Genomic DNA, 21,296 nt, shown 5'->3' on the forward strand with positions numbered 1-21,296 from the left:
ATGGCACGCAAGCGGCGGGTGATCGAGGAGGAGCACGAGAACCACGAACGGTGGCTCGTCTCCTACGCCGACATGATCACCGTGCTGATGGCCCTGTTCATCGTGCTCTTCGCGATGAGCCAGGTCGACGACACGAAGTATCAGGAGCTCAAGGAGTCCCTGCGTTCCGGCTTCGGTCAGAGCGGGGCGATGATGCACGAGAAGGCATCGGTCCTCGACGGGCAGGGCAGCACTGCGCTCGACCCGATCGTCCCCGACGACGACCTGTCCCAGCTCTCCCCCGAGCAGGTGAAGCTGGTCGACAGGGCCGTCACCCGCAAGGAGACCCTGGCCCAACAGCGACGCGCTGCCGACGCGGAGAACGAGGCGGACCGATTCGAGGAGGTGCTCGCGCGCCTTCGGACGGCGCTGGCCGCACACAACCTCGAGGACGACGTACGTGCCACGATCGACGACCGCGGCCTCGTGGTCAGCATGGTCTCGCGGCACGTCGTCTTCCACTCCGACCTGGCCACCCTCACCCGGCGCGGCCAGCTGGTGATCGACACGCTCAGCCCCGTCCTGGCCGACCTGCCCGACGCACTCCAGATCGACGGCCACACCAACCAGGCCCGGGGCAAGCCCAAGCACTACGCCTCGGACTGGGACCTCGCCTCGGCGCGCGCCATCACCGTGCTGCGTCGACTCAGCGAGCAGGGCGGGATCAGCGCTGAGCGCCTCTCGGCCACGTCATACGGCATGGAGCGCCCGCTCATCGACCCCAAGAAGTCCGGATCGCAGCAGGTCAACAAGCGCGTCGACATCGTCGTGCTGACCTCATTGCCGCCGGAGTCACGCGAGTTGCTGTCCGAGCACGGCTTCGGCGCGGCGCAGGCATCAGGAGAGAACGCAGGAGAGAGCTCATGACGATGACCGCACTTCCCACCGACAAGAAATCGGACGGGGAAGCCGACGAGACGCCGAAGTCCAGCAAGAAGAAGACGCTGATCATCGCGCTGGTCGTCCTGCTCGCGCTCGGCGGCGGCGCCTGGCAGTTCTTCCTCAAGCCCGCCCCGAGTGAGCCGGCGCCCGGTGAGGTGCTGCCGCTGACCGCGATCCAGGTGAACCTGGCCGGCGGCCACTACCTGCGTATTGGGCTGGCGTTGCAGCTGGTCGAGGGGGCCGAGGAGGCCGACGGCAGCAAGGCCCTGGATGCCGCGATCGAGATCTTCAGCGGGCAGAAGGTCAGCACCGTGACCGACCCCGAGGAGCGCGACAAGCTCAAGGACGAGCTCACCGAAGCGGTCCGCGAGGCCTATCACGAGGAAGTGCTGGAGGTCTACTACACCGACTTCGTCACCCAGTAGGACGGTCCGTACCACCCGAACGGGTGGGTGACGACCTGGCCCGGATGACCCATGCGGTCACCCGGTGGGTCGGCTTTTCGCGCCTGGGCGGGGATCGCCTCAGGTCGATCGAGGCTGCGCCGATGCATCCTTCGTGAATCCGACCGCCACCGCTGCCGCTCCTGACCAGGGCGCCGGTCGAGCGCGCCGGCGCGCCCGGAGCACGGAGCCGGTCCCCTATGACTTCCGGCGACCCATCCAGCTCTCCCGCGAGCACTCCCGGATCCTGCAGCTCGGGTTCGACTCCTTCGCCCGCCAGGCGACGACCTTGTTCACCTCGTCGCTGCGCACCGTGTGCGAGGTCAGTCTCCGCTCCATCGACCAGCGGACGTACGCCGAATACATCGACTCCCTCGAGCCGACGACGTACATGACGATGCTCTCCGTCGACCCGATGCCCGGTGTCGGCGTGATCGAGCTGTCCCTGCTCGCCTCGATGTCCTGCGTGGACCACATGCTCGGCGGACCCGGCACCGAGCTTCAGCCGGTGCGGCCGCTCTCCGACATCGAGGGCACCATCATCAACGGCCTGGTCGACCGACTCCTCGGCGAGATGCGCTATGCCTTGGCCGGCATCGTCGCGCTCGACCCGAAGGTGATCGGCAAGGAGTACAGCCCGCAGTTCGCCCAGGTCGCCGGTGCCGCCGATGTCATGGTGGTGACCGAGTTCCGCCTGAAGATCGGCGAGCGCTCCCACCGGCTCACCGTCTGCCTGCCCTTCGGCGGCCTGCTCCCGCACCTGAGTCAGGCGGCGGCGCCCTCGCCGGCCTCGGACCGCGAGCGGGCCCAACGCGCCCAGGCTGCCCAGCTGCTGCGCAACCGCTTCGACGAGGTGCCGGTCGAGGTCTCGGTGCGCCTGCGCAGCACCGAGCTGGCTCCCGACCAGCTCACCACTCTCACCGCCGGGGACGTGGTCCGGCTGACCCACCCGTCATCCGCCCCGATCGACGTGACCGTCGACGCAGAAGTCTTCGCCCACGCCACCATCGGCGCCCGCGGCACGCGCATGGCTGCGCTGATCGTCGCCACCCCCCAGGAGGAATCATGATCGGATCCGAACTCGCCCAGCAGGTGGCCGGCGATGTTGCTGCCGTCCTGCCGTCGGCGGTCCCGCTGGCCGCTTCGGTCCCCCAGCCCGGCAACGAGCACGTCGCTGCCGCCTTCGCGGGTGCCGTCGTCGCCGAGGTGAACGGCGCCCAGGCCGGCGTCGTCGCGCTGCTGGTCGGCGCCGACCTGGTCAACGCCCTGGCGAGCTCGCCGCTCGGTGGCCTCGACCTGGCCGCCGCGACCCAACCGGCGCTCGACACCCTGGCCTCCGGCCTCTCACTCACTGCCGGCGCGGGCGCCCAGGCGGAGCCCGCGTCGGTGGTTGCCACCATGGCCGGGCCGTTCACCGTGGTCCCGCTCATCGGCGCCGGGATCGACGCCGCGATCGTGATCCAGGACCGTCTGCTCACCCCGGCCGTCGCGCCTGGCTTCGCGGCCGCGCCCTCCGCTGCCCCATCAGCTGCCCCGTCTGGACCGACTCCCGGGGCGGCCGTCCCGCAGCTGGGTCACGTGGCTCCCGTCGCCAACCGCAACGGCAGTACGTCGTCGCGCGGCATCGAGATGCTGCACGGCGTCGTGATGGAGGTGACCGTCGAGCTGGGCCGGACCCGGATGACGGTGCGCGACCTGCTCGCACTGGCTCCCGGTGCCGTCCTGGAGCTGGACCGGGCCGCAGGCAGCCCCGCGGACCTGCTCGTCAATGGACGTCTGATCGCCCGCGGCGAGGTGGTCGTGGTGGATGAGGACTTCGGTCTGCGGATCACCGAGGTCATCGACGAAGCGGCTGCGAGCTGACCCGTGCTCGAACTCACCGTCCGCCTGGTCTTCTCCCTTGCGGTGGTCATCGGCCTGCTGCTGCTGATCGCCAAGTTCAGCGCGCGCCGGTTCAAGAGCAACGGCGGGGCGACCATCCAGGTCATCCACCGCCAGGCACTGACCCGCAGCTCTGCGGTCTCGGTGGTCTCGGTCGGCGGCCGCGTCCTGGTGCTCGGTAGCACCGAGCAGCAGATCAACCTGCTCGCCGAGCTCGACCCGGACGAGCTCGAGCTCGACGTGGTTGAGCCCGTTCCGGGGGACGGTGATTCCGACGACTACCGTGATGACGGTTCCGGCGACGACTTGGAGCCCAGTGTCGGCCTGACCATCCTGGACAGCCCCCGCACCGTCGCGGTTCCGGACGGATGGTCGCGTGTGTCCGCTCGGTCCGCGCTGGCCCAGCAGGGCACGAGCGAGCAGCGCGTCGTACGCCGTGGCGCACACAAGGCACCCGGTGCCCGCAAGGCACCTCGAGTACCGCAGGACGGCGCACTCGCCGGTTCGATCCTCTCGGTGGGCACGTGGCGCCAGGCCGTCGCCGCTGTCCGGCGGGCTTCATGACCACGTCGTTCCGGTGGCTGGCCAGGGTCCTGGTCCTCGGCGCGCTGGTCGCGGTCGCGTGGCTGGGCTTCGCCTCCCCCGCCGAAGCCGTTCCCGGCGGCCCGATCACCCCAGTCGGCCCGTCCGGCGTACTCCTCGATCCGGTCGGCCCGACCGGTCCCAGCGGCGCTGACGGCGACAGCACCGTGACGGTGAACGTGGACGGCCTGACGGAGAAGCCGAGCAACTCGGTCAGCATCATCCTGACCCTGACGCTGCTCTCGTTGGCCCCCGCGATCCTGCTCACCTGCACCAGCTTCACCAAGATCCTCGTCGTGCTCGGGCTCACCCGCAACGCGCTCGGCCTGCAGCAGACCCCGCCCAACCAGGTGCTCACCGGACTGGCGCTCTTCCTGAGCCTGTTCATCATGGCGCCGGTGCTCGGGCAGATGAACGACGAAGGCATCCAGCCCTACCTGGACGGCGACAAGAGCACCTCGGTCGCCTATCAGGACGGCATCGCGCCGCTGCGCGACTTCATGCTCGACAACACCGGCGACGAGGAGATCCAGCTCCTCACCACCGTCGCCAAGCGAGACCAGCCCGAGACCCGCGCCGACACCCCGATGACCACACTGGTGCCCGCCTTCGTGCTCAGCGAGCTCAAGCAGGCCTTCATCATCGGCTTCATCATCTTCATCCCGTTCCTGGTCATCGACATCGTCGTGAGCGGGGCGCTGATGGCACTCGGCATGATGATGATGCCTCCGGTGATGGTGTCGCTGCCGTTCAAGCTGCTGCTGTTCGTGATGGTCAACGGCTGGGCCCTGGTGATCCAATCCCTCGTCGCGAGTTACGGATAGCTGCCATGACCGACACCGCCGTCATCGAGATCGCCCTGCAGACCATGCTGGTGGCGCTGAAGCTCAGCGCCCCGATCCTGGTCACCTCGCTGGTCATCGGCTTCACGATCTCGCTGTTCCAGTCGATGACCCAGATCCAGGAGTTCACCCTCGCCTTCGTGCCCAAGCTGGTCGGCGTCGGCGTTGCCCTGCTGTTGTGCGGCAACTGGATGCTGCACACCCTGATCACCTTCACCACGCAGCTCTTCGAGCGCCTTCCCGGTCTCCTGGCCTGAGCCATGTCCGGTGCCCTGTCATGACGATCACCATCGCCGGCGAAGCGTTGGTGGCCTATCTCCTCGCCTCGGTGCGCATCGTGGCCTGGTTGGCGGTCGTGCCTCCGTTCTCCTCGCGCGCGATCCCGGCGATGGCCAAGGTGGTGCTCTCGCTCGGACTGGCGTTCGCGATGGCGCCGGCGCTGGCCAAGGACACCATCGAGATGGGTACGCCGGCGCTGGTGATGAACGTGCTGACCCAGGTCCTGATCGGGCTGGGCATGGGGTTCGTGACCTATCTGCTGTTCACCGCCGTGGCGGTGGCCGGCTCGCTGATCGACATGTTCGGTGGCTTCGCGATGGCGCAGGCCTTCGACCCGCTGGCGATGAACATGAACACCGTCTTCGGCAAGTTCCACTCCATGCTCGCCACGGTGCTCCTGTTCGCCAGCGGCGGTCACCTGCTGGTGATCGGCGGCCTGCTGAGCACGTTCCGGTTCCTGCCGATCGGTTCCTCGCCCGACATCAACAACATGACCGACGTGATGATCACCGCGTTCAGCATGTTCTTCACGATCGCCGTGCAGATCGCGCTGCCGATGATCGCGGTGCTCTTCATCGCCGACCTCGGCCTGGCCCTGCTCACCAAGGTCGCACCCCAGCTCAACGCGATCAACGTGATGTTCCCGGCCAAGATCGGTCTGACCCTGCTGCTGGTCGGGCTCAGCTTCCCGGTGCTGCCGCAAGCGATCGACCACTTGGTCGAGCTGGCCAACGAGGCGATGTCCACGATGTCGGGAGCGGGGTGAGCGATGAGCGACTCCGCAGGTGAGAAGACAGAGAAACCGACAGCCAAGAAGAACAAGGAGAACCGCAAGGAGGGACAGGTCCCTCGGACCCAGGAGCTCGGCGGTTGGGCCAGCATGATGGTGGTCGCCCTGGCCCTGCCGCCGCTGCTCGGCCGTGAACTGTCCCTGCTGATCGAGCTCCTCCGCGGTGCCCTGCGCGCGGCCGAGGACCCGACTGTCCCCGTCGCGCTGGCGATCCTGCGCGAGGGGCTGCTGCACACCTTCTTCACCCTGCTCCTCCTGGGCGCCGCCGTGATGGTGATGGGTGTCGGCGCTGCCCTGGCCCAGGGTGGGTTCTTTCTGGCCACCAAGTCGGTCAAGCCGACGTTCGCCAAGCTCAACCCGATCAAGGGCGCGAAGCGGATCTTCGGCACCCAGGCCCTCTGGGAGGGCGGCAAGATGCTGATCAAGAGCTCTCTGGTCGCGATCCTGGTCTATGGCGCGATCCAGTCGATGATGCCGCTGCTCGGAGGGTATGTGCCGATCGAGACCATGCTGAGCATCGTCGGCGACCATGCGCTGGGACTGATCCGCAACATCGCGATCGCCGGCCTGGTGATGGCAGGGGCCGACTATGCGATGGCGCGGCGCCGGATCGGCAAGCAGACCCGGATGAGCAAGGAGGAGGTCAAGCAGGAGAACAAGCAGACCGAGGGCGATCCGATGCTCAAGGGCGCGATCCGTTCGCGTCAGCTCGCTGCCTCCCGCAACCGGATGCTCGCCGACGTGGTCCAGGCCGACGTTGTCCTGGTCAACCCGACCCACGTCGCGGTCGCCCTGGCCTATGACCCGGTCAAGGGCGCTCCCCGCGTCGTCGCCCGTGGTGCCGGGGTGATCGCAGCGAAGATCCGTGAGACGGCCGCGGGCGCCGACGTACCCCTGGTCCGCGACATCGCCCTCGCCCGGGCGCTGCACTCCTCGACCAAGGTCGGCCAGGAGATCCCGCCCGAGCTCTTCGCCGCGGTCGCCCAGATCCTCGCCTTCGTGATCAGCCGTCGCGGTCGCGGCCATGTCGGCGGAACGCATCGCAGCCCGCGCTCCGAGGCGGACCTCCCGGCCGTGCCGGTAGCGGGACGCAGGCGGCGCACCCCCGCCGCGCTTGCCGCTCCTGCCTGAGCAACTGATGGGTTGGGGGGCGGGCTTCCAGCAACTGATGGGTTGGCGGGCCCGGCTCGCGAAACTGATGGGTTGGCGGGCCCGGCTCGCGAAACTGATGGGTTGGGGAGCCCGGCTCGCGAAACTGATGGGTTGGGGAGCCGAAACATCCAATAACGGGGACCAAAGCATCAGTTAACCCGGCCCCTCTTCCCAAAGCATCAGTTAGCGCGGTCCGTCCGACCAATGCATCAGTTAACCCGGCCCCTCTTCCCAAAGCATCAGTTAGCGCGGACCATCCGACCAACGCATCAGTTACCCCCAACCACTCCCCAACACATCAGTTACCCAGCCCCTTCGCAGGATAGAAAACCTCAGGTCCACGCTCACCGAGCCGATCGGACCCGAGACACCAGGAGGGTGTCAGCACCCCACGCCACGGACGGCGCGATTCTCAGCGACCCGTCCGGAAGGCAACACCAGATGCCCGTCAAGCGCCTGACCCAGCTCGCGGTGCCCGTCGGCATCGTGTTCATCGTGGTGATGCTGGTCGTGCCGCTGCCTCCGGTCCTGCTCGACCTGCTGATCGCGCTGAACATCACCGGGGCGCTGCTGATCCTGCTCACCGCGATGTTCGTGAACCGGCCGCTGGAGTTCGCCGCGTTCCCCGCTGTGATCCTGGTGATGACCCTGTTCCGACTGGCCCTCAACGTGAGCGCCACCCGCCTGGTGCTGCTCGACGGTTATGCCGGCAAGGTGATCGACACGTTCGGTCACTTCGTGGTGGGCGGCTCGCTGATCGTGGGCCTGATCATCTTCGTGATCCTCCTGGTGATCCAGTTCGTCGTGATCACCAACGGTGCCGGCCGGGTCGCCGAGGTGGGCGCCCGCTTCACCCTCGACGCGATGCCCGGCAAGCAGATGGCGATCGACGCCGACCTCAACTCCGGCCTGATCGATGAGAACGAGGCCCGCAAGCGTCGTTCCGAGGTGCACGCCGAGGCGGACTTCTACGGCGCGATGGACGGTGCGTCGAAGTTCGTCAAGGGAGACGCGATCGCAGCGATTGTGATCACCCTGATCAACCTGATCGGCGGCTTCGCGGTCGGCGTCGCCCAGCTCGGCATGCCGATGGGGGAGGCGGTCGAGACCTACAGCCTGCTCACCGTCGGCGACGGGCTGGTCTCCCAGATCCCGGCCCTGCTGCTCTCGGTGGCCACCGGCCTGATCGTCACCCGGTCGACGGCCGACGAGGACATGGGCTCCGACATCCTGCGCCAGATCGGCCGACGACGGATGCCCCTGCAGGTGGCCGGTGCCGCGGCGATCTCGCTCTGCCTGATCCCCGGTCTGCCGAAGTTCCCCTTCCTGCTGGCCGGCGGCCTGATGCTGGTTCTCTCCAGCCGCATTCCCAAGGACGAGGAACAGCCCGAGAGCACTCCGGCCTCACTCGAGGCCGCGGCCACTGCACACCCGGACACTCCCGAGCAGTTGGTCGCCGAGATCCAGGTCGACCCCCTCGGTCTCGAGCTCTCCGCGGACATGATCGACCTGGTCGACACCTCCACCGGGGGCGACCTGCTCGACCGGGTCAAGGCCCTGCGCCGCAAGGTCGCCGGTGACATCGGCGTGGTCATCCCCCCGGTGCGCACTCGCGACAACCTGGACCTGCCCACCGCCACCTATGCGATCAAGCTCTTCGGGGTCGAGGTGGCACGGGGTACGGCGCCCTCCGGCACCGTTCTCGCAATCGGCGACCACCTCGGCTCGATGCCCGGTGAGACCACCCGCGAGCCGGTCTTCGGTCTCGATGCCAAGTGGATTCCTGCTGGGCTGCGGCACCAGGCCGAGCTCTCCGGCGCCACGGTGGTGGACCGCGCCTCGGTGATCACCACGCACCTGGCCGAGGTCGTCACTACCCACGCCGCCCGGCTGCTCGGCCGCGAGGACGTCCGGATGCTCACCGACGTGCTCAAGAAGACCCACCCCGTGGTGGTCGAGGAGCTCACCCCGACCCAGCTCAGTCTCGGCGAGGTGCAGCGGGTCCTGCAGGGGCTGCTCGACGAGGGAGTCACGGTGCGCGACCTGGTCCGCATCTTCGAGGCGCTCTCCCTCAAGGCGCAGGCCACCAAGGAGCCGGAGGCGTTGGTGGAGGCGGCCCGCACGGCACTCGGTCCGGCCATCGTGGCGCCGTACGCCGTCAACGGCACCGTCAACGTGATCAGCCTCGATCCGTTGCTCGAGCAGCGGATGCTCGAGGCGTTGCGGATGACCGAGGCAGGCGCGGTGATCGCCCTTGACGCCGCCACCGGGCAGCAAGTGCTCACCGAGATCCTGCGCATCGCCACCGAGGCCGAGAACCAGGACCTGCGCCCGGTGCTCGTGTGCTCGCCGCAGATCCGAGCGGGCGTACGCCGCATGGTCCAGCCCTCCATGGAGCGCCTGCCGGTGCTCTCCTACTCCGAACTCATCTCCACAGCGAATGTCCGTTCCGTCGGCGTGGTCTCTGCCGACCAGACCCTGGCGGTGACCGCATGACCGAGTTGAACCCGGCCTCTCCCCCTGTCCTGTTGGCGGCGGCGTTGATCGTCTCGCCGGCACTGTGGGACGCGCTCGTCGTCGGCTCGATGCCGCTCGACACTGCCCTCACTCGCTTCCTCCTCGCGGTGGTCGCTGCGTGGGTGGTGCTGTCGGTGGCGGCCAACCTGCTGCCCGCGAGAGCGCCGGTGAAGAAGGACGAGCCGGACGTGAACCCGGCGCCCAAGCCTTGACCACGCCTAGTGCGTGAACGGAACCTGCCACTCCAGTCGCGTTCCTTGCACTTCCTCGTCACTGTGGGTCAACGTGCCGCCCAAGTCGATGGCGCGTCGGCGCGCATTGCGCAGACCGCTCTCCACCACGTCCGGCCCGAGGCCGCGACCGTTGTCGATCACTTTCAGCACGACCCGATCCTCGACCACGTCGACCTCGACCATGCAGGCGTCGGCATCGGCGTGTTTGACCACGTTGGACAGGCCCTCACGCAGCACCGCGAGCAGCTGGCCGGCGATGTTCGCCGGCACCAGCGAGTCGACGGGCCCGGTGGTGCGCACCAATGGGGTGAATCCGAGGACCGGGACATACTCCTTGACCAGGGCGCGCACGTCGCCGCGTAGAGAGACCTTGCGGGTGTGTTGCAGCTCGAAGATCGTCGAGCGGATGTCGCGGATCGTGGTGTCGAGGTCGGTGAGGGCGGTGCTGAGCATCGCGGCGACCTCCTCGTCGTGGATCCGCTTGCGCACGCCCTGCAGCTGGAGGCCGGTGGCGAAGATCCGTTGGATCACCACGTCATGCAGGTCGCGCGCGATCCGATCGCGCTCCGCGACCAGCATCAGTTCCTGCCGGTCGGCCAACGCAGTTGAGTGGTCGACTACCAGGGACGCTTGGTCCGCGAACGCCGAGAGCAGGTCGGCGGTCTCGTCATCGAGTGTGTCCTGCCGGGCGGGCAGCGACGCGATCAGCACGCCTTGTTCTGCCAATGCGGCACGCAGCGGAACCAGCACGATCACGGTGCCCGCGCGGCGTACCCACTGCGTCTCCTTCTCCGCGAGCGCCGAGCGCACCTCCGCCGAGACCCCATCGAGGAGGGCAGGCAGTTCGGCCTGGCCGGTGCCGTCCGTGGCGACGATGGACGGTACGCCGTCCCGCACGCGCAGCAGTGCCGCCAGCTCTCCGCCGGCAACCGCTCTGGCCCCCCGCGCGATCTGGTCCACCACTTCCTCAGGACGAGCCGGACCGTGGAGCTTGCCCATCACCTCGGCGGTGGCCTCGAGCCAGACGCGGCGGCGCTCGCTCAGCGCATCGGCGGGGCCGCGCTTCCGATTCATGGAGTCAGGTTAGACGGGTGCTGAGGCCGTCGCGGGTGAACATTGACAAGTCAGTGGAAGTTGGCATGACGAGCGTCTTTCCGACAGGGTGTGACTCACGGATTGCCCAGCCAACTGAGTCCTAGGCAGCAATTGCAGAGGGCATCGCGAAGGACGTCGCCCAGAACACGGCCAAGGCGCCGACCTGAATCCCCCCGGGCGGAGGCCACATGATGCCCAGCCCCTTCCATGGCGAGCGCCTCAAGGCGCTGCGCACCGAGGCCGGGTGGTCCCAAGCCGAACTGGCCGAGAAGCTCGGCTCCGATGCCCGCTATGAGAACTCCAAGGTGGCTCCGGGGCTGGAAGCGGTGATCCGCATGGCCGAGGCCTTCAACGTCTCCGTCGACTACCTGCCCTTCGACAACGCCGAACGACGGCCGCTCAACGCCCCCAGCCGCCACGTCGATGCCCGCCTCGTCGACCTCGACCAACTCTCCGACGAAGAGCGCACCACCATCGCCAACGTCATCGACGCCCTCGTCACCAAGGCCAAGCTCCGCCTCATCACCGGCGGAGCAGGCTGAGCCTCACTCCTCCGAGTCGCGGACCCGACTGCGGGCCGCTTCCAACAGCTCGCGGTAGTCGCTCTTGAACGGTTCGACCAGGTGCTTCTCCAGCGCAGCCTCCAACTCCCACAGCACCCGCTGCTCAGCCTGATCCTCGAAGACCGCCGGCTGCTCACCTGCGCCAGTGCGGGCCAGCCACTCGAACAACACCAACGCTTGGTCGCGCGGCAACCCGATCGAGATCTCCTCGTTCACGCAGCCACCCTCGCGAGGAAGATCCGGCGGACGCCATCGGTCGGCGAAATCGCTCGCTGATCGAGCACCTCATGGAAAGACGCCACCTCGACGTCCTTGCCCACCAGGCTCTCGAGCTCGCTGACGATGTCGTCCATGTCGGCTCTGTCTCCTTCAGTGGCTTCAGAAAGCTGGAACCGAAGCCGCAGGCGCGGCCCTTCCACCTCAACACCGACCGCGAGAGCGTGCTCGGGAATCTGCCCAAGGGACGCCTGGGCAACCTGGGCGACGACATAGTTCTCCCAGACCGGCGTCCGTCCGGGATCCTCGGGTGTTGGCAGGCTCATGGCGTCCACCCCGGGTTGTTGGGAACGACGCTCGGAGGCGACGATCCCTTGATGAGAAACACGTTCGTCGACTGGTTCGGGAAGCCCGCCCCTGGGTTGTGATTGAAGCCAGTAACGTTCGGGGACCGCACCACGATGTCGCCGTTCCGCTTCACGCCCAGGACCTGAGCCGCACCGCTGTGGAAGTCATCGAGCACGCTCTGGGCATCGTCGAGCGAGTTGAAGTACCCCCGGCCTCCATAGTTCGCGTGCCCAGCGACGTGACGACCTTGGGTCTGCGCGACACGAGCAGCCACCGAGGCACGGTCGATCGTCACGCCCGCGCCGGTCGTGATGAACCTCGGCGGTACACCGTTTGCGGCAACACCCGTTCGCTCTACGACGACAGGACCCGCCTCGGCGCCGCCGACTTGTCCCTCGGCATTCCCGCTGCGGGGTGCGCTATGCAAAAGCCGAGCGAGGTCGTCGTAGCCGTAGGTCGCGGGGGTTGTCGGCCCGTCCGGGCACGCCGAACCGCCGAGCGACCACAGGCCGTCGGCGTCGGAAGCGGTTGTGGGGTGGACGTACGTTTCGGGCGGGTCGCGCTCGGTGATGGCGTGCGTCGGGACGGCAGTGTCGTGTTGGTCGCCGAAGGCGTAGACGTGAGTGACCTCGAGGTTGGTTGTTGCCGGCGCCGCAGCCGTCGCCGGCGTAGTGGTCCCCAGCCAGGTCGCAAGGAGCCCGACGATCGCGACCAGTAGGCGTCTCACGTCGAATCCGTCGCGTGCGTCCCGCAGTTTCATCACGAAGACCTTCGAGCCGAGTACGCCTCAGCCATTCGGGAGAGGTAGCTGCGCCAGCGCTGCTCGATACCTGAACCACTGGCGGGTTCGCCGGGCGGGGGAGGCATGAATCTCACAAGGCCTTCGATCTCCGCTGGATAGTCGAAATCGGCGTAGAGCATCTCGATCACCTCAAGCGGCTCAACGAAGTCGGCACGATGTTCGTAGACCCAGTCGAGAGCTAAGTAGAGCCAGAGCCGGGGAGGGTTCTCGCTGGGCAGTGCCGCGCTGCTAGCCGAGAGCTCCTCGGCCGCGGCTCGTATCAGTTCAGCAACCCGGTATCGGTCATCACGAAGCAGCAAGGCCAGTTCCTCGACCGCGTCCGGCAGATTCATACCCATCGACAGAGCAGCCTCGGCAACACGAACGGCACCTTCATCGTCGAGCCATCCGCGCTGGTAGCCGTAGACCAAATCGTGAGGGGTAGGGGCCGCGCGCGAGAGAACGAATTCGGCGGGAAGGACGAACTTGACCAGATCTTCGCTCATGGCTTGATCGGGATTCCGTTGAGCGTGCCACCGCGGACGAACATTTGGTGGGTCAGGCTGCCTCCATCGACGATCCACTCGAAGCGACCGGCGATCCCGTTCACCTCGCCAGGCATCTGGACAAGTAGCCGCTCGACTCCGTCACCGCCGCCGGTACGGAAGACCGTCCCGTTCTTGGCGATGTCATCCGTCGTGAAGGCCGCGGCCCGATGCCACGCATCGGACTTCAAGGCCGACCCAGTTGGCTTCGCACCCTGGATCAGGCGCGCGGCTTCAGACGAGGAAGGTAGCTCCCGCGCTCCGGCTTTTGCGGCAACACCGGCCCGCTCAAAGGCGACAGGGTGGGCCTCGGCGACCCGGGGCTTCTCCTCAGTAGGACTAGCACTACGCGCAGCCGGCACGAGCTCGGCCCCGTGGTCGCAGGCGATGGCGGGATGGACGGAACCAGCATCCGGGCGCGCCAGAGCGCCGTGCGACCAGCAGGCGCCGGCGTCACACGCGGACATGCGCTGACCGCTCGGCTCGGGAGGGTCGCGTCCGCTTGTGGCGTCGGTCGCCGGCGACGCGTAGTCATGGCCGTCGTAGCTGTATGTCGTGGCGGCCGGCGACGACGGCGCATCAAGAGCCGCCGCGCCGGGACAGGCAAGTCCAAACAGGACAGCGAACAGAGCGCCGAGGTGGATGAGCGACGCACGAACGCGGCGATCACCAGAGCGCCTATCCCGTTCCCGGAGCCCGCCTACGATCCACGACACACCGCTCATCCGAGTACCATGTATTCAAAGTTCGCGATCTCAGTTGCTGGTTTCCGGACTACGGAGTCCCCGTCCTCTCGAAACACCTCGACCTCATCCAATCGGCCACCCACAACATGCAGGAGGACGTGCACCATAACCCCATCTGCGTCGGCGTAGATCGCCTCCACAGGGACCCGAAACTTCACATTGGCTCGCGGCCCTGAGGCATGAACTGCGAGCGTTCCGTCCTCATCAACCTCCTCGAACTTGCACTCGGGGACTTGGGCACGAAGCTCAACTACGCCCTCAAACTCCTGGGTTAGCAACGCATCCAGCACGCGCAGTTCGCGCGCGTCAGGTTGATGGGCTGAGTTACGGGACATAGTAGGTCCCCACGTTGATAGTCCCGTCTGGCAATGTGTAAGCGCGGTACTCGATCTGCTGCCCGCGGACCGTCACTCGGCCATAGAAGCTGCCGGTCGACGAAGCGTCGGCCGCGGCCTTCTGAACGTTACGAAGGATCACCGGCTCAACCTCCGATGGCGACAGGTTCGTCCCCTTGAGGTGTCGTGCGCCGTGACCGTCCCCCCTACCGAATCGCACCTTCGGGCACGTGTTGTGAACCAGGATGTCGGCGTTGCCAACGTGGTAGGTGTGGATACCCTCCACTGTCAGGTTGTAGGCAAGCGCCTCCCGGGCAGTTTCGAGCCTCAGTCCGGAAACTGTGATCGCTCGGCCGTCAGCACCGAGAACCTCCTCACCTGGGTCAAGCTCGTCGGCGCGCTCGAAACGCTGACTAGTGACGGACCAGAAGGGGTGGTCCTCGGTCGTGGTGATGGCTTCGCCGTCGACGACCAGGTCGAGGACGGTGTCGTCGTGGACGAAGACGTGTTCGACCCGTCGCGGTTCCTGCTCCCCGGTCTCAGGGTCGGTGGCGACCACTAGATCACCGACTTCGATGTCCTCGATCGGCTTTCGGGTGCCGTCGGCCATGAGTACGACTGTGGCGCCGGTGAATGAGCATGCGCGGGCTGCTGTGTTTGCGGCAACACCGGTAGCCACCACGATTTCCGGCCCCGCGTTGTTGTTTCCTAGCCGCTGGCCTGCGGTGATCTGGTCGAAAGCCCCGACGCGAACCTCGACGCTGGAACTGTGAGCCCCAACGCGAGTTTCGGCGTCAGCGGCCGCTGACGCCGATGCGGTGCTGATGCCGAGAACCGCTGCCAAGGCGGCGATCAGAGCAACCAGGACAGCCGGGCTCCGACGCAGGAGGAGTCCTTGGTCGCCCGCCCTGAACTTCACTGCAGGGCCACCTCGATGGTCGCCGAGACGATCTCCATCCTCCCCCAACCGCCTTCCAGGAGCGCTCCAGCGTCATCCCATTCGAAGCTGTCGATCTGCCCGTAGTCCTCCTCGCCCGACGAATCGACGGCCGGCGGGTTGCCGGAGTTAGACCAGAGGAGTCGGGTAACGCCCTTAAACACCAGCAAACCTCGGCGGAAGCAATACTGCTCGTCCGGCGCCGGCGCCCGGTAATCCGCATGATCGGGCGTGAGCACCAAGTCCAGCTCAAAGGTCACCGCACCGGGAATTGCCGTGATGCCCAGCACGTAGCTCTCTTCCAGCAGAAAGTCGCGCAACTTGGGGACCTCGATATAGGGGCGCATCACGGCAGATCCCATGTGATCGGAGTGTGGTTGCCTGGGCTCTTGCGACTGACCACGTTGCCATACGAGTCGACTCGCTGCCCAGAAGCGTTCCGGATAGCCACGTGAGGGAAGTCGCTCCCTGGCGTGCGAGCACTGCCTCGTTTTATGACCAAGCGTTCGATGCCGTTCGAGTCCACATACTTGAGTGGTCCACCTGACGATTGCGCCGCCTTCCAACCCTGCGACTCAGCGACGTCGACGAGTCCAGAAGCCGTGCCACGACCACCCTTAGTCAACTGACCGATCGCAAAGTCGGCGTCGTACTTGGCGAGCGCTCCGCCGCTCTTTGCGGCAACTCGCGATCGCTCAACGACAGCAGAGGTCACCTCAGTCCTGGCGACTTGCCCCTTGGCCGCGCGGCTCCGAGGTGCGATCGGCACAAACTGAGAGAGGTCGTCATAGTCATAGATCGCGACGGTGGTGAGGTCGTCAGGGCGTGCGACCTCGCCTGACGGCAGCAGGCCGTCGAGGTGATAGTCGATCGAGTTGCCGTCCCCCGCAGGCGGACCACGCTCGCTCCCGATGTGCGTGACAGTTGATGGATTGGCGGCCGTGTCGTACCCGTAGACGGTGCCGGCGGGTGATGACGGTTGAGCGACCGCGGAAGCCGGAGCGGCGAGCCCGAGGCACGCCACCAGAAGCCCAAGGACGACGGCCAACGCACGCTTCACGACGTGCCACCGGAGCGGTCGCCGAACAGCGATTGCGCAATCGCGTCACAGAGCTGCCGATGGTCGGTATAGGGCGTTCCCTCCGAAGGTGCGTAAAGAGCTAGGGCCTCAAGGAGGTCCTCGAACTCGTCTGCGTACGGGTGGTAGGTGTGGAGTGCCTCCTCCAGCGCGGCCGCAGCGAGAGTGGAGTCGTCGCCGTCAAGAATGGGGCGAGCCGCGGCGAGGACCTCCGGCGCGATGATCATCGGACCATCACCGTCACGATGTGGATCGGTCCAGTGTCGCGGACGGCGACCCAGTCCTTGCCCTGGAAGACCCGGATCGTGCCGTTGTCCCTCATCATCGTCCTCGTCGGGTTGTTGAGGATGTCGTCGACCCGGCTCAGAGTGGTCGGCGACCGACCAGGTGCGCCGTAGACGATGCGCTCGGCCGCGTGAGCGCTGACCGTGTAGCCGGACGGTGTTCGTGCGTAGCCCTCTCCGACTTGTCCGAGAAGGTTGCGGGACGCGGCCATCGGGTCGTACCGGACCAGCGCGCCAGCCTCATCCGCAGACTTTGCGGCAAGATGGCTCGGCTCTAACGGCGAAGGAAGTCCCGCCGTGGCCCCGGCCCGCCCCAGGGTCATCGATGTCCCACGCGCAACCTGCACCGGCAGCACGGGGTGGTCGTAGGTGTAGGTCGCGGAAGGCATTGCCCCGGCCGGGCGCGCCGAAGGGCCGTGCGACCAGCGATCGCCGGCGTCATGGGTGGTGTCGGCGAAGCCCGCCGCAGGCGGGCCACGCTCGCTCGCGCTCGCGGTGCCAGGTGCGTTGTAGACCAGCGCGTCGTAGGTGAAGACGGCCACCGGCGCATCCGGCAACGGCGAGGCTTCGGCGGGTGAGCCGAGGCTGAGCCACGCAAGGCTCGCCACCAGGATGCGCAGGAGGACCATCAGTCCCCCACGAACCTGAGCTCGGAGGAGCCATCCTCGAGGCCCTTGGTGCAAAGGTCCGCGAGCTCCCGTGAGATCGCCACAACCGACGCGCGTGACGTTGCCCCCGCGAGCTGTCGAAGTTCCTCCCCGAGCGCCTGAAGCTGAGATTGGGTGAAGGTAGCGTCTCCGTACGGATCGACCTGTGACAGCAACGGATACAACTCCTGGGTCGGATCCAATGAGTACAAGGTGGCTTCGACGTCATCCCACCAGTGCTCGGCGCCGTCGACAAGCCCGTTGCCTGACCAGAGTTCGATGGTGATGGCCATGGATCAACCCTTCGGACTCGTGCCGGGGAACATCGTGACGACCGAGCCGTCGGGACGTCTGATCACGGTGAAGACATCGGTCGGTAAGCCGGTTGTTCGGTCGACGCCTACGCCTCCCGGGTTACGGAGGACGTACCGGGTGTTGCCGTTGGTTTGCAGGAAGCCGTCCATGCCCTTGGTCCTCGACGCCAAGCCACCAAGGTCGACGTTGTCGTAGAACTGGCTCTTGCCCTTGAGGGTGTTCGGGAACTGGTGACGCAGCCCTGCATGACCGATGTCAGCAACCTCGTCTGCCGACTTTGCGGCATCGGCGATGTTGTTGAACTGCTTCGGTACCTTTAACACGTCTCCAAAAGGGATAAAACCGACCATGGCGGCGCCAAAACTCAGCGATATGAGGCCGTCTTTGTCGAGGCTTCGCTTCGCGTCGTAAGCGTCACATCCCGCACCCAGGCCTGGTACCCACGCGCATAGCGCGAGTGAAACCTCCCGCATGAAACCACCGAGGTTGTGTGTCGGGGGTTTGGGAGACTCACCGCGGCCAGATACAAGGCCACAGACGCCGTTCTTACGGGTCTGTCGGAAAGTTTGTGTAAGTGGGCATCGGCTTAGTTGATTCCCAGGCGGTCGCCGTAGGTCATGGACAGGACGTTGAGGATGTTCTTCCAGCCAGCAATCCGGCCGGTGGGGTTCGGTCGGTTCGCTTCGCGTTGACGCACCGCGAGGTAGAGCACCTTGAGGGCTGCCTGCTCGTCGGGGAAGTGCCCACGGCGCCGGGTCGCGGCCCGGAACCTGGCGTTGAGCGACTCGATCGCATTGGTGGTGTAGATGACTTTGCGGACCTCCACGGGGAAGTCCAGGAACGGGATGAACTCCTCCCAGGCATTGCGCCACAGGTTGATCATCGCCGGGTACTTGCCCGCCCACTGCTCGGTGAACTCCTCGAACTCGGCCTCTGCAGCAGCCAGCGTCGGCGCGGTATAGATGCGACGCAGCTGGCCCGTGATCTTCTGCCAGTGCTGGCGCGAGGAGTACCGCAAGGAGTTGCGCACCAGATGCACCACGCAGGTCTGCACGACAGCTTGAGGCCACACGGCGTTGATCGCCTCCGGCAGACCCTTCAGGCCATCGCAACAAACGATGCATGCGTCGAGGATGCCACGATTCTTCAGGTCCGTGAGCATGTTGATCCACTGTTTTGCTCCTTCCCCACCCGAGGGCCCCACCCACATGCCCAACACGTCACGGAACCCGTCGAGGTTCACCCCCATCGCCACATAGACCGGACGGTTGGCCACCGTGCCCTCGCGGACCTTGAGCACGATCGCGTCGATGATGATCACGGGATAGACCGGATCCAACGGCCGCGACTGCCACTGCTTCATCTCCGCGACCACCTGGTTCGTCACCGTGGAGACCAGATCGCGCGAGACGTCAGTGTCGTAGACCTCACCCAAGTGCGCCGCGATGTCACCGGTGGTCATCCCCTTGCCATACAGGCTGATCACCGCCTCATCGAAGCCGGCCAACCGACGCTGATGCTTGGCCACTATTCGTGGCTCGAAGGACCCCTCCCGATCCCTGGGGACATCCACGGTCACCTTGCCAATCTCGGTCGTGACCGTCTTGGGCGTCGACCCGTTACGCGAATTGCCGCGATTGCGCCCTACTGGGTCATGCCGGTCATAACCCAGATGGTGCGACATCTCAGCCTCCAGCGCCGACTGCAGGACCTGCCGAGTCAACGCCGTCAGCAACCCGTCCTCACCGGTCAACGCGATCCCGCGGCCAGACGCCGAAGCCACCAACTCCTCGGCCAACGCCACCATGTCCGGCTCACGAACCGCCGGCACTGTCGTACTCTCAGACTCATGCTCGCTCATAACGTGATGTTCCTTCCAACACGGACCAAGTCCGTGGCATCACGCCGAGCCACTTACACAGAATTCCTGACAGACCCGTTCTTACCGCAGTGAGTGGGCGGTCCAGATCTACCTGATGAGACCGATGCGTCCATGGCTTGGCCCGGGTTAGCCGTGTTCCTGCCTGGTTTCATGGTGCTTCCTGACCCGGGTCTCGGCGTGTTGCTCTGCCCTGCGGGATTGTCCACGCGGTGGATGTTGGTGTTGCCAGTGCGCTCCGGCTCGATCGGGTACAGGCCGCTGGGGTCGGTGAAGGTGTTGGGGTTGTTGTTGGCGTAGGCGTAGCCGAGTAGCTGTGACGGCGAGCCGGTGTCCATCAGGGGGTCGACTGAGATGAATCGGCCGGTGGTGGGGTCGTATTGGCGTGCGCCGACGCTGGTAAGTCCAGTGTCGGTGTCCTCGGGTTTGCCGAGGAACCCCCGGGTGGTGGGCCAGGCGGGGGGTTTGGTTCCCCGTTGTTCGCCGTAAGGGGAGGTGTAGTTGCGCTCGGGGGTCAGGGTGGCGCCGTCGAGTGCGATGGTGCCGGTGCCGGCAGGGTTGGTAAGCAGGAAGTCGAGCTGGGTGTCGCTGGCTCGGACTCCGCTGACGCCGCCAGGCAGGGCGTAGTGGCGTTGGGCGCTGAGGTCCCCGGTGTCGTTGTCGGTGTGGATCTCGGTCTCGGCGGCGAAGAGCACCGTCTCGGTGTCGTTGGATTGCAGCAGCAGTTCACCGTCGGCGCCATAGAGATATGTCGTGGTCGCGCTGGCCCCGTCACGTTCGGTGACGAGCTGGCTGAGCTTGCCCTCCGCGTTCCAGTCCAGGTCCTGGGCCGCCCCGCCGGGGGTGGTGTCGGGTCTGGTGGTGGTGTTGCCGGACTCGTCGTAGGCGTAGTTGCGGGTGCCCGCTGCGGTGCCGGTGGTGGTGATGGTGGTGACCGAGTTGGGGTGGGGGTCCGAGACAGCCGGATAGGTGTAGGTCTCGCTCGACTGCGTGGTGGGCGTCGTGGTGGACTGGGTGGCACGCAGACCGCGGTCGTTGAAGGTCCACCCCTGCCACTGCGGCGCGGGCCCCCCGAGCCCGGCCTGCGAGGGATTCGTCGCGCAGTCGCCCGTGCTGGGAGTCCAGGTCGCAGCGAGACGTTGGTGATCGTCATAGCGATGACAGGTGACGTCGTGATCGCGGACCACGATCTCCTCGATCGGCTTCTTGGTGCCGTCAGCGATGAGTACGACGATGGTGCCCGCAAACGAACAGGCCTTGGCTGTTGTCTTTGCACCAACACCGCCTGCCCTGACGTGAGAACTGTCCTCGTTGACTCGAAAAGCTCGCGCGCGGACGATACGTCCAGTCCTGCGGGCAGGCACGGTCCGCGCAGGGTCGTCGTAGCCGTCGTTCCCGAATGCCAGTCCGGTCAGCGCGTACGCCGAACCACAAGCCCATGGGCGGCCGAAAGCGTCGTCGCCGGTGTGACGGGCACAGGCCCAGGACGACCCTGCTTGGTCCGTCGTGGCGATCCTCCACCCGGGCTGGTGGTTCAGGTCGTGACTGTTGGTCGCCAACCGTGCCACAGACGCGGTCGTCAGCGCTGCAGCCGACGCAGCAACGCCCGTCATGCCGATCAGGATCGCAGCAAGGGCGCAGACCAAGGCTCTGAGAAGAATCATGTCGGTGGCCGGGCGTGGCAAGGGTTCTCGATCACTTCGACACCCGCGTCGAGCGCGATCGAACCAAATCGCTTGTGGGGCCCGTCGGACGTGAGAATGTCCGCAATCTGTCGCACGACCGATCGGGACAGCCCCGGTCGGATGTAGCACCCAGCCCGCGAGACGGTCTCGTAACCCGCCGACATCGCGACACCCAATCGTTCAACCTCAGTCCTGGTACGCC

At 66.4% G+C, this 21,296-nt stretch carries 28 protein-coding genes; 12 read left to right on the top strand and 16 right to left on the bottom strand.

The features are described from left to right. The 11 genes from BJ980_RS08310 (at position 1) to BJ980_RS08360 (ending at position 9,619) form a co-directional block, all read left to right on the top strand. Positions 1 to 906 carry a flagellar motor protein MotB gene (locus BJ980_RS08310; protein WP_179501861.1) on the top strand — a complete coding sequence of 302 codons (906 nt, stop codon included), beginning with the start codon at positions 1 to 3 and terminating at the stop codon, positions 904 to 906. Then, positions 903 to 1,346, top strand: a complete 444-nt coding sequence (locus BJ980_RS08315) for a flagellar basal body-associated FliL family protein (protein WP_179501862.1) — start codon at positions 903 to 905, stop codon at positions 1,344 to 1,346. The genes BJ980_RS08310 and BJ980_RS08315 overlap by 4 nt, the downstream gene beginning before the upstream one ends. A 133-nt stretch (positions 1,347 to 1,479) precedes the next feature. Then, entirely contained in the window at positions 1,480 to 2,433 is a 954-nt protein-coding gene (locus BJ980_RS19445) for a FliM/FliN family flagellar motor switch protein (RefSeq protein WP_179501863.1), read from the top strand. Beyond that, positions 2,430 to 3,227, top strand: a complete 798-nt coding sequence (gene fliN, locus BJ980_RS08325) for a flagellar motor switch protein FliN (protein ID WP_179501864.1) — start codon at positions 2,430 to 2,432, stop codon at positions 3,225 to 3,227. Before BJ980_RS19445 ends, fliN begins: the two co-directional genes overlap by 4 nt. A gap of 3 nt (positions 3,228 to 3,230) precedes the next feature. Further along, positions 3,231 to 3,809, top strand: a complete 579-nt coding sequence (locus BJ980_RS08330) for a flagellar biosynthetic protein FliO (protein ID WP_179501865.1) — start codon at positions 3,231 to 3,233, stop codon at positions 3,807 to 3,809. Continuing rightward, entirely contained in the window at positions 3,806 to 4,651 is an 846-nt protein-coding gene (fliP, locus tag BJ980_RS08335) for a flagellar type III secretion system pore protein FliP (protein WP_179501866.1), read from the top strand. The genes BJ980_RS08330 and fliP overlap by 4 nt, the downstream gene beginning before the upstream one ends. A 5-nt stretch (positions 4,652 to 4,656) precedes the next feature. Beyond that, entirely contained in the window at positions 4,657 to 4,926 is a 270-nt protein-coding gene (gene fliQ, locus BJ980_RS08340; protein WP_179501867.1) for a flagellar biosynthesis protein FliQ, read from the top strand. Positions 4,927 to 4,946: 20 nt separating this feature from the next. Further along, entirely contained in the window at positions 4,947 to 5,714 is a 768-nt protein-coding gene (locus BJ980_RS08345; RefSeq protein WP_179501868.1) for a flagellar biosynthetic protein FliR, read from the top strand. Positions 5,715 to 5,717: 3 nt separating this feature from the next. After that, positions 5,718 to 6,869, top strand: a complete 1,152-nt coding sequence (locus BJ980_RS08350; protein ID WP_179501869.1) for an EscU/YscU/HrcU family type III secretion system export apparatus switch protein — start codon at positions 5,718 to 5,720, stop codon at positions 6,867 to 6,869. Positions 6,870 to 7,331: 462 nt separating this feature from the next. Beyond that, entirely contained in the window at positions 7,332 to 9,386 is a 2,055-nt protein-coding gene (gene flhA, locus BJ980_RS08355; protein ID WP_179501870.1) for a flagellar biosynthesis protein FlhA, read from the top strand. Then, positions 9,383 to 9,619 carry a hypothetical protein gene (locus tag BJ980_RS08360; protein WP_179501871.1) on the top strand — a complete coding sequence of 79 codons (237 nt, stop codon included), beginning with the start codon at positions 9,383 to 9,385 and terminating at the stop codon, positions 9,617 to 9,619. Before flhA ends, BJ980_RS08360 begins: the two co-directional genes overlap by 4 nt. Before the next feature lie 6 nt (positions 9,620 to 9,625). Here the strand turns inward: BJ980_RS08360 and BJ980_RS08365 are convergent, their stop codons facing one another. Then, the gene (locus BJ980_RS08365; protein WP_179501872.1) at positions 9,626 to 10,714 is read right to left on the bottom strand and encodes a sensor histidine kinase; all 1,089 of its coding nucleotides are present in this window, start codon (positions 10,712 to 10,714) and stop codon (positions 9,626 to 9,628) included. Between the two features lie 209 nt (positions 10,715 to 10,923). Here BJ980_RS08365 and BJ980_RS08370 point away from each other — a divergent pair, with 209 nt between their 5' ends. Next, entirely contained in the window at positions 10,924 to 11,277 is a 354-nt protein-coding gene (locus BJ980_RS08370) for a helix-turn-helix domain-containing protein (RefSeq protein WP_179501873.1), read from the top strand. Between the two features lie 3 nt (positions 11,278 to 11,280). Here BJ980_RS08370 and BJ980_RS08375 read toward each other — a convergent pair whose 3' ends face one another. The 15 genes from BJ980_RS08375 to BJ980_RS08445 form a co-directional block, all read right to left on the bottom strand. Next, the gene (locus tag BJ980_RS08375; protein ID WP_179501874.1) at positions 11,281 to 11,514 is read right to left on the bottom strand and encodes a hypothetical protein; all 234 of its coding nucleotides are present in this window, start codon (positions 11,512 to 11,514) and stop codon (positions 11,281 to 11,283) included. Then, on the bottom strand, positions 11,511 to 11,840 hold the full coding sequence (locus tag BJ980_RS08380; protein ID WP_179501875.1) for a hypothetical protein: 330 nt from the start codon (positions 11,838 to 11,840) through the stop codon (positions 11,511 to 11,513). The genes BJ980_RS08375 and BJ980_RS08380 overlap by 4 nt, the downstream gene beginning before the upstream one ends. Further along, on the bottom strand, positions 11,837 to 12,622 hold the full coding sequence (locus BJ980_RS08385) for a polymorphic toxin type 50 domain-containing protein (protein WP_179501876.1): 786 nt from the start codon (positions 12,620 to 12,622) through the stop codon (positions 11,837 to 11,839). Before BJ980_RS08385 ends, BJ980_RS08380 begins: the two co-directional genes overlap by 4 nt. After that, on the bottom strand, positions 12,622 to 13,149 hold the full coding sequence (locus BJ980_RS08390; protein ID WP_179501877.1) for a DUF2247 family protein: 528 nt from the start codon (positions 13,147 to 13,149) through the stop codon (positions 12,622 to 12,624). Before BJ980_RS08390 ends, BJ980_RS08385 begins: the two co-directional genes overlap by 1 nt. Beyond that, positions 13,146 to 13,913: an NADH-quinone oxidoreductase subunit E gene (locus BJ980_RS08395; RefSeq protein ID WP_179501878.1), complete on the bottom strand. Its 768-nt coding sequence runs from the start codon at positions 13,911 to 13,913 to the stop codon at positions 13,146 to 13,148. Before BJ980_RS08395 ends, BJ980_RS08390 begins: the two co-directional genes overlap by 4 nt. Beyond that, a complete protein-coding gene (locus BJ980_RS08400) occupies positions 13,910 to 14,269 on the bottom strand; it encodes a DUF6984 family protein (protein ID WP_425490299.1) in 360 nt (119 codons plus the stop codon). Before BJ980_RS08400 ends, BJ980_RS08395 begins: the two co-directional genes overlap by 4 nt. After that, positions 14,259 to 15,188 (bottom strand): polymorphic toxin-type HINT domain-containing protein, encoded by a 930-nt coding sequence (locus BJ980_RS08405; RefSeq protein WP_343047746.1) that lies wholly within the window; start codon positions 15,186 to 15,188, stop codon positions 14,259 to 14,261. The genes BJ980_RS08400 and BJ980_RS08405 overlap by 11 nt, the downstream gene beginning before the upstream one ends. Beyond that, positions 15,185 to 15,556 (bottom strand): hypothetical protein, encoded by a 372-nt coding sequence (locus BJ980_RS08410; protein WP_179501880.1) that lies wholly within the window; start codon positions 15,554 to 15,556, stop codon positions 15,185 to 15,187. The genes BJ980_RS08405 and BJ980_RS08410 overlap by 4 nt, the downstream gene beginning before the upstream one ends. Continuing rightward, positions 15,553 to 16,266, bottom strand: a complete 714-nt coding sequence (locus BJ980_RS08415) for a hypothetical protein (RefSeq protein ID WP_179501881.1) — start codon at positions 16,264 to 16,266, stop codon at positions 15,553 to 15,555. The genes BJ980_RS08410 and BJ980_RS08415 overlap by 4 nt, the downstream gene beginning before the upstream one ends. Beyond that, complete coding sequence (locus BJ980_RS08420) at positions 16,263 to 16,511, bottom strand: hypothetical protein (RefSeq protein ID WP_179501882.1); 249 nt, start codon at positions 16,509 to 16,511, stop codon at positions 16,263 to 16,265. Before BJ980_RS08420 ends, BJ980_RS08415 begins: the two co-directional genes overlap by 4 nt. Continuing rightward, positions 16,508 to 17,197 carry a hypothetical protein gene (locus BJ980_RS08425; protein WP_179501883.1) on the bottom strand — a complete coding sequence of 230 codons (690 nt, stop codon included), beginning with the start codon at positions 17,195 to 17,197 and terminating at the stop codon, positions 16,508 to 16,510. The genes BJ980_RS08420 and BJ980_RS08425 overlap by 4 nt, the downstream gene beginning before the upstream one ends. Then, positions 17,197 to 17,508 (bottom strand): hypothetical protein, encoded by a 312-nt coding sequence (locus BJ980_RS08430; protein WP_179501884.1) that lies wholly within the window; start codon positions 17,506 to 17,508, stop codon positions 17,197 to 17,199. The genes BJ980_RS08425 and BJ980_RS08430 overlap by 1 nt, the downstream gene beginning before the upstream one ends. A gap of 3 nt (positions 17,509 to 17,511) precedes the next feature. Then, entirely contained in the window at positions 17,512 to 18,003 is a 492-nt protein-coding gene (locus BJ980_RS08435) for a hypothetical protein (protein ID WP_179501885.1), read from the bottom strand. A gap of 113 nt (positions 18,004 to 18,116) precedes the next feature. Next, positions 18,117 to 19,391 (bottom strand): IS256 family transposase, encoded by a 1,275-nt coding sequence (locus tag BJ980_RS08440; protein ID WP_343047748.1) that lies wholly within the window; start codon positions 19,389 to 19,391, stop codon positions 18,117 to 18,119. Between the two features lie 53 nt (positions 19,392 to 19,444). Then, on the bottom strand, positions 19,445 to 21,022 hold the full coding sequence (locus BJ980_RS08445) for an RHS repeat-associated core domain-containing protein (RefSeq protein ID WP_179501886.1): 1,578 nt from the start codon (positions 21,020 to 21,022) through the stop codon (positions 19,445 to 19,447). Positions 21,023 to 21,296 lie beyond the last annotated feature (274 nt).

The organism is Nocardioides daedukensis (genome assembly GCF_013408415.1).
GTDB lineage: Bacteria > Actinomycetota > Actinomycetes > Propionibacteriales > Nocardioidaceae > Nocardioides > Nocardioides daedukensis.

Bases quoted from the DNA above. Each gene is read 5' to 3' on its own strand.
- BJ980_RS08380 (WP_179501875.1), bottom strand. From the start codon at position 11,840: ATGAGCCTGCCAACACCCGAGGATCCCGGACGGACGCCGGTCTGGGAG.
- BJ980_RS08435 (WP_179501885.1), bottom strand. From the start codon at position 18,003: ATGCGGGAGGTTTCACTCGCGCTATGCGCGTGGGTACCAGGCCTGGGT.
- BJ980_RS08370 (WP_179501873.1), top strand. From the start codon at position 10,924: ATGATGCCCAGCCCCTTCCATGGCGAGCGCCTCAAGGCGCTGCGCACC.
- BJ980_RS08445 (WP_179501886.1), bottom strand. From the start codon at position 21,022: ATGACGGGCGTTGCTGCGTCGGCTGCAGCGCTGACGACCGCGTCTGTG.
- BJ980_RS08430 (WP_179501884.1), bottom strand. From the start codon at position 17,508: ATGGCCATCACCATCGAACTCTGGTCAGGCAACGGGCTTGTCGACGGC.
- BJ980_RS08440 (WP_343047748.1), bottom strand. From the start codon at position 19,391: ATGAGCGAGCATGAGTCTGAGAGTACGACAGTGCCGGCGGTTCGTGAG.
- BJ980_RS08395 (WP_179501878.1), bottom strand. From the start codon at position 13,913: ATGAGCGGTGTGTCGTGGATCGTAGGCGGGCTCCGGGAACGGGATAGG.
- BJ980_RS08390 (WP_179501877.1), bottom strand. From the start codon at position 13,149: ATGAGCGAAGATCTGGTCAAGTTCGTCCTTCCCGCCGAATTCGTTCTC.
- fliQ (WP_179501867.1), top strand. From the start codon at position 4,657: ATGACCGACACCGCCGTCATCGAGATCGCCCTGCAGACCATGCTGGTG.
- fliP (WP_179501866.1), top strand. From the start codon at position 3,806: ATGACCACGTCGTTCCGGTGGCTGGCCAGGGTCCTGGTCCTCGGCGCG.
- BJ980_RS08315 (WP_179501862.1), top strand. From the start codon at position 903: ATGACGATGACCGCACTTCCCACCGACAAGAAATCGGACGGGGAAGCC.
- BJ980_RS08425 (WP_179501883.1), bottom strand. From the start codon at position 17,197: ATGGTCCTCCTGCGCATCCTGGTGGCGAGCCTTGCGTGGCTCAGCCTC.
- BJ980_RS08310 (WP_179501861.1), top strand. From the start codon at position 1: ATGGCACGCAAGCGGCGGGTGATCGAGGAGGAGCACGAGAACCACGAA.
- BJ980_RS08360 (WP_179501871.1), top strand. From the start codon at position 9,383: ATGACCGAGTTGAACCCGGCCTCTCCCCCTGTCCTGTTGGCGGCGGCG.
- BJ980_RS08400 (WP_425490299.1), bottom strand. From the start codon at position 14,269: ATGTCCCGTAACTCAGCCCATCAACCTGACGCGCGCGAACTGCGCGTG.
- BJ980_RS08350 (WP_179501869.1), top strand. From the start codon at position 5,718: ATGAGCGACTCCGCAGGTGAGAAGACAGAGAAACCGACAGCCAAGAAG.
- BJ980_RS08365 (WP_179501872.1), bottom strand. From the start codon at position 10,714: ATGAATCGGAAGCGCGGCCCCGCCGATGCGCTGAGCGAGCGCCGCCGC.
- BJ980_RS08420 (WP_179501882.1), bottom strand. From the start codon at position 16,511: ATGATCATCGCGCCGGAGGTCCTCGCCGCGGCTCGCCCCATTCTTGAC.
- flhA (WP_179501870.1), top strand. From the start codon at position 7,332: ATGCCCGTCAAGCGCCTGACCCAGCTCGCGGTGCCCGTCGGCATCGTG.
- BJ980_RS08385 (WP_179501876.1), bottom strand. From the start codon at position 12,622: ATGAAACTGCGGGACGCACGCGACGGATTCGACGTGAGACGCCTACTG.
- fliN (WP_179501864.1), top strand. From the start codon at position 2,430: ATGATCGGATCCGAACTCGCCCAGCAGGTGGCCGGCGATGTTGCTGCC.
- BJ980_RS08345 (WP_179501868.1), top strand. From the start codon at position 4,947: ATGACGATCACCATCGCCGGCGAAGCGTTGGTGGCCTATCTCCTCGCC.